The sequence below is a fragment of the Marinobacter sp. genome (genome assembly GCF_035268745.1).
Classification (GTDB): Bacteria; Pseudomonadota; Gammaproteobacteria; order Pseudomonadales; family Oleiphilaceae; genus Marinobacter.
Genome location: NZ_DATFKH010000248.1, coordinates 1 through 5,965 on the forward strand (window position 1 = coordinate 1; position 5,965 = coordinate 5,965).

Genomic DNA, 5,965 nt, shown 5'->3' on the forward strand with positions numbered 1-5,965 from the left:
GCCTGCGCGCCTCAGTGATCTACGACCTGCCCATCTTCCTGGCCTACCTGTCGATCATTCCCGGCATGGCGGTGTTTCTGGTACGCATGGAAACCGACTTTGCCGAAGCCTACGAGCGCTTCTACAACGCCGTGCGGGAAGGCGATACGCTGGACCGGATCAACCGTTTCCGCGACCAGATGGTGATTGTGGCCCGCAACGGTATTTACGAGATCTTCAAAGTTCAGGGCCTGACGGTAATAGTCATCTTCCTCTGGAGCGAGGAAATCCTGGCGGCCATCGGCATTTCGCCCCTCTATCTGCAGCTGTTTCACATCGACCTGGTGGCGGTCAGCATCCAGTTACTGCTACTGGCCATCCAGAACGTGCTGTTCTATCTCGACGCCCGCGGGATCAACTTAACCCTCTGTGCGCTGTTCTTTTTCGGGAATATAGTATTTACTTTAATCACGATCGAGATGGGGGCCTGGTTTTACGGCTATGGCTTTGCCACCGCCACACTTGTCGCGGCACTGACCGGGCTGTGGCTGCTGTCCCGTAAATTCGACAGGCTGGAGTACGAGACCTTCATGTTGCAAGGGCGTTAGTGGATGCTAACCTGACAACAGAAATACTGGGTTTGCGGTTGCATTACTTGATAATCTTGCAGTCGGTCAGGCCACTTACAGCCCACGGACTCAGCTTGAAGACGGCATATGGCCTCAACCAGGAATGCTGTACAGGACATACAGGATGAGTAATTCCCGCGAGGACATTGTTGAAACCGAAGTCCCCGTATGGCAGTTGGCTATAGGTATGCACGTGACCCGCCTTGACCGGCCCTGGGAAGAGACCAATTTCCTGCTGCAGGGATTTATTATCCAGAATGAAGACGACCTGTTGGCCGTGCAGACCCAGTGCCAGACGGTGTTTGTCGAGGGCCGGGTGAAAGTGGTCCGGCCATTTCCGTCGTCGAAGATATCATCTGCCAAAGCCGGGTCAAAGAAAACCGCCGAAAGTGCAGCCCCTTCCACATCCTCGACGCTTCCGAAAAAACGCGTCACCTACATCAACAAGGTCGACACAAGACGGGAAGTGGACCGCGCGCGCGTCCATTTCGACCAGGCCAAGGAAACCGCAAAGAGCATGATGGCCGGAATACGGCTGGGCCGGATGCTGGACATGAACAGGATCCGTGAGGCCGTCGACGGCACAGTCGACAGTGTTCTTCGCAACGAGAACGCGTTGCTGCTGCTTAGCAGGATGAAAAACAGGGACGAGTATACCGCCGAGCACTGTATTAATGTGGCTATTCTGTCGGCCGCGTTTGGCAAGCACCTGGGGTTAATGGAAAATGAAATCCGGGTTCTGGCCCTCTGCGGCATGATGCACGATGTCGGCAAGATGCAAATAGACGATGCAATCCTGAACAAACCGGGTGCGCTGACCCCGGAAGAGTTCGCCATCATGAAAAAACACACCACTTACGGCCGGGACGTTCTGGTGGCGCTGCCAAGTCTGGAGCATGCTGCGGTCGATGTCGCCTATTCCCATCATGAACGCATGGATGGCAAGGGCTACCCCCGCGGCCTGCCGGGTCACCAGATCCCCAAGTTTGCGAAAATGGTGGGGCTGGTGGATACCTACGATGCCATTACCAGCTCGCGGGTTTACGATAAGGGCCGCGCCTCCATGCAGGCACTGCAGATCATTCACGCCAACAAGGGCAAGCAGTTCGATGAGAAACTTGCGCTCGAATTCATCCGGATGGTGGGTATCTACCCGCCAGGATCGATCGTCGAAATGGAAAACGGAGAGGTCGGAATCGTGGTGGCAAACACGAGAGACAACAAGCTCAAGCCAAGCGTCCTGCTGGTCAGGAATTCCGCCAAACAACCCATTACCCCCTTTCGCCAGATCAACCTTTCCAATGATGCCAAAGACGCATCCGGGAACCTCTACAAAATCACCCACGAGGTACCGGACGGCACCTATGACATCGTCATGAGTGAATTCGTTGAGCGTGGATATTTTGGTACCAAGTTCAGCTCAGATGCCGACTCGGACTCCGGGTCATCACCGGCTGATGACCGCCATGGTAAGTCGTGAGAGACAGGTAAGCTTGCCATCCTCATTTTCCAGCCGTATCTCCCAAACCTGAGTTGTACCCCCCAGGTGAACCGGGCGGGCTGTTCCATACACCCACCCTGTAGTAGCCGACCGGATGTGGTTGGCATTGATATCCAGCCCCACGGCAATCTGGTTGTCCTGCCGCAGGCAGTAATTGGCAGCCATGCTGCCCAAAGTTTCCGCCAGCAGCACTGACGCTCCGCCATGCAGAATGCCAAACGGCTGGACGGTGCGCTCATCTACCGGAATCCGGCCCATAATGTAGTCATCGCCAACCTCCACATATTCGATACCCAGCGCCGTAACTGCGGTGTTTTTGCTGGTTTCTGCCATTTGCTCAAGCGTTGGTAGGGTACGGGTCCAGATTGCCATCTACGGCTACCTCCTGGGGGTCGGGGAATCCACAATAAAGTAAGAGCCTGCAGTCCGTGAGTTTATACAGATAGGTAGCGAACGACCATAGCGGATCAAATCTGTTAATATGTTAATGATAATCGTTTGCATCAATGGCGTTCGCTGCTAGACTCAAATCACGGTAATACAGAGACAGGAGAGGATGTCATGAGCAGAGCTGCAACCCAACTGGCCGGTAACCCCAGCAGCATCTTTCAGGCGTGGCTGGATTTGAAAAAGCAGTCCGGTTCCAGCCCCCAAGGGGCGGTCAGGAAAGCGACCGCTGCGCCCGATAGCCAGCGCCCAGGCAGCCCGGCATAACTGGCCATCGCGGATATTGCGCAGCGAATACTCAGGAAATCCGCACCAGCGCCTGCGTCTACCAGCCCAGCCGGCCAGTCACAACAAGCTGGCGTCGCATGCCGGGTACCGGGCGAATGGCTTCCAGCAGGCCAAACTGCGCCAGCCTGCGTCGCAGGATTTCAGCGGCAAAGCGGCTGGTTTAAACGGGACACTGGAGCAGTGGCCAAAGATAGGGAACCGCGCCTAAGGGCGTGTTCATCTGGGGTCATGGATGTTACGTATTCCCGGGTTCCTACGGTTGAAGTTCTGCCGACACGGCTTCAGGTAAAGAAGTACGCCAGTCAAAACCAATAACCAAGCCGAACTCACAAGGAGCAGGCAGATGAAAATATTGATGGTTCTTACCTCGCACGACCAGATGGGAGATACCGGCCACAAAACCGGCTTCTGGCTGGAAGAGTTCACTGCACCTTATTATGTGTTCAAAGACGCCGGGGCAGATATCACCCTGGCCTCTCCCAAAGGCGGTCAGCCGCCTGTCGATCCTAACAGTGAAACCGAGGGCGCCCTCACCGAAACCACCCGTCGTTTTCAGCAGGATGCCCACGCCAGGGAATCTCTGTCCAGCACCAAAAAGCTGGACGACGTCAACATGGTGGATTTCGATGCGATCTTCTATCCCGGAGGCCATGGCCCGCTCTGGGACCTGGTCAAGAACCCGAAGTCCATTGATCTGATTAAATCCGCTTACGAGCAGGACAAGGTCATCGGCGCAGTCTGCCACGCTCCAGCCGTATTCAAAGACGTTGAAGTCAAGCCCGGCCAGAACCTGGTGGGTGGCCGCAATGTGACCGGTTTCAGCAACAGCGAAGAGGAAACCGTTGGCCTGACCGGAATTGTACCCTTCCTGGTGGAAGACATGCTGAAAGAAAAAACCGGCTCATACACCTGCGGTGATGACTTCACACCTCATATCGTTGTCGATGGCAGGCTGATCACCGGCCAGAACCCTCCCTCTTCCGAGGGCACAGCAAAGGCTGTCCTGCAGGCACTTGAGGATGCCCGCGCAAGCCACGGCAACTGATCCCGTCTACTCCCCGGCGTGGCTTATCAGCACGCCGGGTGCTCCGGTTTCAAGCAGCTTCCGGATCGAATCGGGCACCGGTGTCTTGGCCATTTCTGATGGCCGCATTAGTACGTCGGTGATATCTGCGTCTGCCACCAGAACTCCCTCCCCGTAACGGTAAAACTCCAGATGCAGGGTGAATGAAGTGGTGCCGACACGACCGGCAGCAATCCTTGCTTCCAGTACGTCATCAAACTTTGCCGGCGCCCGGTAGTTCAGGTGGAGACTGACAACCTGGATATCCAGATCCTGATCCAGCAGGTTCTGATAAGACCCGAACAGGGTGCGGATGTATTCGTTCACCGAAATGTCGACGTAATCCGCGTAGCGGGCATTGAACACCACGCTCTGGGCGTCGCATTCGCCGTAGCGGACACGAAAGCGGAAACGGAACATCAGAAGTGAATGACCGTGCGGATGCTTTTGCCGGCGTGCATCAGGTCGAAAGCGTCATTGATTTCCTCAAGCTTCATGTCGTGGGTAATGAACACATCCAGCGGGATTTCGCCGGTTCTGGCCTTCTCCACATAGCCCGGCAATTCGGTGCGCCCCTTCACGCCGCCAAACGCCGAGCCTTTCCAGACCCGCCCGGTCACCAGCTGGAACGGGCGGGTGCTGATTTCCTCACCAGCACCGGCCACGCCAATAATAATGGATTCTCCCCAGCCCTTGTGACAGCACTCGAGGGCCGAGCGCATTACCTGGACATTGCCGATGCATTCAAAAGAGTAATCCACGCCGCCGTCCGTCATTTCGACAATGACCTGCTGGATGGGCTTGTCGTAATCCCTGGGGTTCACCACATCGGTTGCTCCCAGGTCCTTGGCAATATCAAACTTGCCCGGGTTGATGTCGATGGCAATGATGCGACTGGCCCCGGCCATGGTGGCACCGATAATGGCCGCCAGGCCGATGCCACCGAGACCGAAGATCGCTACGGTCGCGCCTTCTTCCACGCTGGCGGTGTTCAGCACGGCACCAATGCCAGTGGTAACACCGCAGCCCAGCAGGCAGACCTTGTCCAGCGGCGCTTCCTTGGGGATTTTCGCCAGGGATACTTCCGGCAGCACGGTGTACTCGGAGAATGTGGAGCAACCCATGTAGTGGTAAACGGGTTCACCCTTATAGGAGAAACGGGAAGTGCCATCGGGCATTACGCCCTTGCCCTGGGTCTCGCGTACGGAGCCACACAGATTGGTCTTGCCGGAAGTGCAGAATTTGCATTTGCCGCATTCGGCTGTGTACAGGGGAATCACGTGGTCGCCGACCTCGACTGAGGTAACGCCTTCGCCGACCGCTTCAACGATACCGCCGCCTTCATGGCCCAGTATGGCCGGAAAGTTACCCTCGGAATCGGCGCCGGACAGGGTGTAGGCGTCGGTATGGCACACACCGGTGGCGACAATCCGGACCAGCACCTCGCCCTTTCTGGGCGGCTCGACATCCACTTCCACGATTTCCAGCGGCTGGTTCGGCGCGAACGCCACGGCGGCACGGGATTTAATCACTGGAGCTCTCCTTTATTGATGTAATCGGGATATCAGGCCACCCATCTTATGACCTCACCCCGGCTCTGACCAGTCTAGTGTCCCGTCTGGTTAATTCGCTGATCTACTGAGCCCCTGAAAGCCTTGAGAGCAAGGCGCGGTGGCGAAGGTTTGGTGGTTCCAAATCGAGCCGACGCAACACCGCTCTCAAGGCTTTCAGGGTCTCCCGAAGGGCTTGCCGCTCAGGCCTCTGGACCTGTGTTGCCAGCCCTTGATGTGGAACCACCACACCTGCGCACTGGCGCCTTGGCCAGAGGCCCGAGCGGCAAGCAGTAGGTCAGCGAATTAACCAGACGGGACACTAGCCGATCAGCCAGCGATTGCCCTGACCAGATCCGGCCTGTCGCTGATACAGTGCTGATGACAGCCGTGACGAACCCGCCTGCTGCCATCGGTCAACGGCCTTTTTTTTATCCGGACATGTTCTGTCTCTCCATACCACTCGTATATGCCGACAGACCTGAACGAAACGGAGGACGCCTACGGT

7 protein-coding genes are annotated in these 5,965 nt (G+C 56.6%); 4 read left to right on the top strand and 3 right to left on the bottom strand.

Annotated elements, in window-relative coordinates; all coding sequences use genetic code 11:
* Positions 1 to 587 (top strand): exopolysaccharide Pel transporter PelG (pelG, locus tag VJ956_RS15910; RefSeq protein WP_324086022.1); only part of this gene is annotated, 587 nt, incomplete at its 5' end.
* A gap of 145 nt (positions 588 to 732) precedes the next feature.
* Positions 733 to 2,088 carry an HD-GYP domain-containing protein gene (locus VJ956_RS15915; protein ID WP_324086023.1) on the top strand — a complete coding sequence of 452 codons (1,356 nt, stop codon included), beginning with the start codon at positions 733 to 735 and terminating at the stop codon, positions 2,086 to 2,088.
* Here VJ956_RS15915 and VJ956_RS15920 read toward each other — a convergent pair.
* Entirely contained in the window at positions 2,056 to 2,481 is a 426-nt protein-coding gene (locus VJ956_RS15920; protein WP_324086024.1) for a hotdog fold thioesterase, read from the bottom strand. The two genes, VJ956_RS15915 and VJ956_RS15920, sit on opposite strands and share 33 nt — an antisense overlap.
* A 189-nt stretch (positions 2,482 to 2,670) precedes the next feature.
* Here VJ956_RS15920 and VJ956_RS15925 point away from each other — a divergent pair, with 189 nt between their 5' ends.
* Positions 2,671 to 2,823 carry a hypothetical protein gene (locus VJ956_RS15925; RefSeq protein ID WP_324086025.1) on the top strand — a complete coding sequence of 51 codons (153 nt, stop codon included), beginning with the start codon at positions 2,671 to 2,673 and terminating at the stop codon, positions 2,821 to 2,823.
* A gap of 364 nt (positions 2,824 to 3,187) precedes the next feature.
* Positions 3,188 to 3,889 (top strand): type 1 glutamine amidotransferase domain-containing protein, encoded by a 702-nt coding sequence (locus VJ956_RS15930; RefSeq protein ID WP_324086026.1) that lies wholly within the window; start codon positions 3,188 to 3,190, stop codon positions 3,887 to 3,889.
* A 6-nt stretch (positions 3,890 to 3,895) separates the two neighbouring features.
* Here the strand turns inward: VJ956_RS15930 and VJ956_RS15935 are convergent, their stop codons facing one another.
* A complete protein-coding gene (locus tag VJ956_RS15935; RefSeq protein WP_324086027.1) occupies positions 3,896 to 4,327 on the bottom strand; it encodes a thioesterase family protein in 432 nt (143 codons plus the stop codon).
* Positions 4,327 to 5,439 (bottom strand): S-(hydroxymethyl)glutathione dehydrogenase/class III alcohol dehydrogenase, encoded by a 1,113-nt coding sequence (locus VJ956_RS15940; RefSeq protein ID WP_324086028.1) that lies wholly within the window; start codon positions 5,437 to 5,439, stop codon positions 4,327 to 4,329. The genes VJ956_RS15935 and VJ956_RS15940 overlap by 1 nt, the downstream gene beginning before the upstream one ends.
* Positions 5,440 to 5,965: the final 526 nt, after the last annotated feature.

What these genes read in the sequence shown, in the direction of transcription:
- VJ956_RS15935 (WP_324086027.1), bottom strand. Translation starts at nt 4,327, where the DNA reads ATGTTCCGTTTCCGCTTTCGTGTCCGCTACGGCGAATGCGACGCCCAG.
- VJ956_RS15920 (WP_324086024.1), bottom strand. Translation starts at nt 2,481, where the DNA reads ATGGCAATCTGGACCCGTACCCTACCAACGCTTGAGCAAATGGCAGAA.
- VJ956_RS15930 (WP_324086026.1), top strand. Translation starts at nt 3,188, where the DNA reads ATGAAAATATTGATGGTTCTTACCTCGCACGACCAGATGGGAGATACC.
- VJ956_RS15915 (WP_324086023.1), top strand. Translation starts at nt 733, where the DNA reads ATGAGTAATTCCCGCGAGGACATTGTTGAAACCGAAGTCCCCGTATGG.
- VJ956_RS15925 (WP_324086025.1), top strand. Translation starts at nt 2,671, where the DNA reads ATGAGCAGAGCTGCAACCCAACTGGCCGGTAACCCCAGCAGCATCTTT.